Raw genomic sequence first — 3,332 nt, forward strand, 5'->3', positions numbered from 1 at the left:
AGGACGCCCGCGCTGCCGTCCCCGAAAGCTTCACGCAGATAAAGCTTACGATCACCGACGTTGCCGCCGGTCATGTCAGGCTCGCGGCATCCAGCCTCGCATTGCTCGCCGGGGCGTGGAGGATGGTCAACGACTCGGACGCCATCGCTGGGTTGTCGAGCGGACCTTTGCCTGGCTGGGGCGAATGAGGCGGTTGGCTATACGCTATGAGCGCCGTGTCGATATTCATTATGCCTTCACGCTGCTGGGATGCTCGCTGATCTGTCTGAACAAGCTTCAAGGTAGGTTTTGAAAGGCACTGTAAGTTGTGTCCCGCAACCCCTTGTTAGCTCATCTAGGAATGGGCATTGCATACCCACTGCACTAGCCAAAAAGAAAACAGCGAAACTGGTAAAATAGTAGAAGATCTTTTGCCCTAGATAGAGGCAACTATGCTCCACAAACTGGCCGCCCTGGCCCTGGCCCTGGCCGTTAGTTTTGCTGTTCCTGGTGTAGCACTCGCGGAGGCGAAAACCCAGCCAGCTGAACCAATGGGCCGAGATGCTTCCTATGCATGGTATACCCGCTTTACCGCAACGAGTCGATGCAGCTAAGGCCCGGCTGGACGACTACCGTCCCTTGCCGGCACACACGGCCGCGTCACTTCGCGATCACCTGGCGTTAGAGTGGACCTATCACTCAAACGGTATCGAGGGGAACACGCTGACCTTGCGCGAAACCAAGGTCGTGTTGGAGAGCATCACAGTCGGCGGGCGCTCCCTGCGAGAGCATTTGGAAGCGATCAACCATCGGGACGCCATCGAGTTTATCGAAGGGATGGTCGCGGCGCCGGCGTCGCTCAGTGAGCGCGGCATCAAGGACATGCGCGCCCTCGTACTTCGAGGCATCGATACCAAGGAGGCTGGGCGCTACCGGCAGGAAAATGTACATATTTCAGGCCACAGCACCACGCCGCCCGATTTCTGCATCTTCCCAAAGTGATGCAATCTCTACTCAACTGGCATGTACAGCATCGCGGCGACCATCCGGTTCATCGACAACTCGGCCTGATAAGGCTCGACTAGCATGGTGTAGATCTAGTCCTCGGCCATAATGCCCTCAGATGTGGGGGTCGGAAAGATGAGGGCTGTGAGTGCCTGGCTGGGCAGGTCCGGGTGCTTATCGCATTTTGGCCAGAGCTTAAATCGTCTGTCTGGTGGTCCAACAGGTGGGGTCCACTTCAGGTGTCCCGCATGCGGAACGCTCAAGCACATAATGAGGGGGCTGTTTTGATGCCTAAGTGTCCCGCATGCGGAACGCTTAAGCACGTAATGGGTAGCTATTGTTTGATGCCCAAAAGTGTCCCGCATGCGGAACGCTCAAGTCCGGAAGGAGGTAGCTGTTTTAGTGTTTCCCAGCCGTCCCGCATGCGGAACGCTCACATCGTTAAGAGGTAGCTGCTTTTTGAGCCTAGGTGTCCTGGACGCAGAATGGCATGGCGAAGCTGCCATGAAGAGCGGGCGAGAATAAGGGCAGTAAGGGCTTAAAGGATGGAAGGAGATGCAGCCGTAAGGAGGTGTTCCGCTAGCGGAACACTTATGCGAGAAAGGGTCAGTGCAGGTATCCCACCGGTGCAAGAGGCACTGCTGGATGATGTGCCTCGTTTATGGAGTGACGACGCTTAGACAGCGCTTGCTCTTCCATATTCACAGCATCTAACAAAGCTTCCTCGGTCATGTCGTACTTCGCGGCGATGTCAGCAAAGCTCGGGACATCATCAAAACTTTGACCACCAGGAAATATGCCTAGTAGTTCCGCTAACGCGCTATTGGTCGGCTGTGGCTGCTGCTGGGTCAGGGCCATGCTGCGAGCGGCAAATACTTCCAATAAGGCAAGCTGATTAAGCTTTGCGTCAGTAAGGTCGCTTCTACGTAACGGAGCATTGCCGCCGCCCAGTAACTTGAGGGCATAAACCCCTAAGTCTCCCGCGTTGGCCAGGCGCACCTGCGAGAATGCCTCTATGATCTGTTCGTCTGTATATGGGGTATGTCCATGTGTGAGGGCCGCCTTGTATCTAGCTGCCAGCTCGGTGTCGCTGTAACGTTAAAACGCTTTCCAAACCTGTGTGCGATCAAGGGACTCCCTGTCCGTTAGATACTGGTAGGCCATTTCCTGCAGGAAGCTAGTTGCCATGTTATCTCTCTTCCGGATCGAAATTAGGCAGAGTCTTCATGCTGAAGTGTCAACATAATCTCTGCGCCCACATCCTATTGTTTTATCTTGTCTGTCCTTCCCTCATCCGTGCCGCTCTGATCAGACAATCAGCTTTATACGTTGGATCAAAATAGTAGGTAGCTGTCCCGAGCGTTGCCGGCCAGAAAGCCCTTAACGGTCAGCTTGAAAAATTTACTGCTAGCGTAATCTAATCTAGTCTCATTACGCATATTAGACACAACATGGCCAAAACCAAAACAACACATATTAAAAGGGGGAAAATTAGTGCCTGTTTTATCTCGGTGTCTTTGTTGCCCGTTAAGGAATAGCGTCCTGCACTTACTACTGCTGGTGACCTCAAGACGTCCCAGCTTAATTTCCCGCTGAGCCTCAGCCGATCCCAAGACAACTCGGGATACTAGGCGCTGTGCCTACGGCTTATTGTTTTGTCGAAAGCGCTCAGCCTAAACAGAAGCTCGTTTCGTCATGTCTCGCTGCCTATGTCATCCGGAGCAATGCTTACTTGTGAGAGGTATGCGAAAAAATTGAGTTGATAAGGCTACCTGGCCAACCGTGTGACTCGCACAGCCAGCTGGCGGGCCCGAGCAGCAAGCTCGGTTAGCGGTAGCCCCTTATGTCGGCGCTCGTTACATAGCGCAGTGACGAGATGCGCCAGGTCGTGCAGTTCCTGCACTGCCTCGGTAGGTGCGTCGTAGTTCAGGGCGTCACGCAGGGCAATGCCCGGCGAGTCGTACCGTGCGCGCCTGGTATCGTGCAGGATCTTGCCATCCTCGAGGATGCGCCACTCATACCATCCCATATCCGGCACACAGTAGGCTTCAATGACACCATCCGCATAGGGCCGGTCCTTCCTTAAGCAATCAACTCATTAATGCGTATGCCCCATTGTGAAATGATCGAGCCATTACCACTGTCCTCAGAAACATCTTCCATAACGATAAACTTCCCATATTGATACGCGCCAGCACGGTCATTGCGCATCGTTAAGCGAAGCCGGCCGTGGCTATTGCAGAGCGAGCATCCAGGAGCAGCTAGCTGGGCCAAATAGAAAGTGAAGTGGGAAGGTGTCCCGCATGCGGTACGCTCAACATCGCTAAGAGGTAGCTGCTTTTGAGATC

At 54.2% G+C, this 3,332-nt stretch carries 5 protein-coding genes; 2 read left to right on the forward strand and 3 right to left on the reverse strand.

Going from position 1 to position 3,332, the window contains the following annotated elements; all coding sequences use genetic code 11:
• A partial coding sequence (locus tag F568_RS24555; protein ID WP_156817504.1) for a transposase occupies positions 1–292 on the forward strand: 292 nt, incomplete at its 5' end.
• A 257-nt stretch (positions 293–549) separates the two neighbouring features.
• Positions 550–981, forward strand: coding sequence for a Fic family protein (locus F568_RS23340; protein ID WP_019020361.1), 432 nt, complete (start codon positions 550–552; stop codon positions 979–981).
• A gap of 609 nt (positions 982–1,590) precedes the next feature.
• Here F568_RS23340 and F568_RS0119040 read toward each other — a convergent pair.
• The 3 genes from F568_RS0119040 to F568_RS25465 form a co-directional block, all read right to left on the reverse strand.
• On the reverse strand, positions 1,591–1,983 hold the full coding sequence (locus F568_RS0119040) for a hypothetical protein (protein ID WP_019020362.1): 393 nt from the start codon (positions 1,981–1,983) through the stop codon (positions 1,591–1,593).
• 769 nt (positions 1,984–2,752) lie between these two features.
• Positions 2,753–3,022, reverse strand: coding sequence for a hypothetical protein (locus F568_RS0119050; RefSeq protein ID WP_156817505.1), 270 nt, complete (start codon positions 3,020–3,022; stop codon positions 2,753–2,755).
• Between the two features lie 44 nt (positions 3,023–3,066).
• Positions 3,067–3,332: hypothetical protein (locus tag F568_RS25465; protein WP_211213456.1), on the reverse strand; the 266-nt coding region annotated here is incomplete at its 5' end.

The organism is Modicisalibacter luteus DSM 23508 (assembly GCF_000378505.1).
GTDB classification, from domain to species: domain Bacteria; phylum Pseudomonadota; class Gammaproteobacteria; order Pseudomonadales; family Halomonadaceae; genus Modicisalibacter; species Modicisalibacter luteus.

Bases quoted from the DNA above. Each gene is read 5' to 3' on its own strand.
- F568_RS23340 (WP_019020361.1), top strand. From the start codon at position 550: ATGCATGGTATACCCGCTTTACCGCAACGAGTCGATGCAGCTAAGGCC.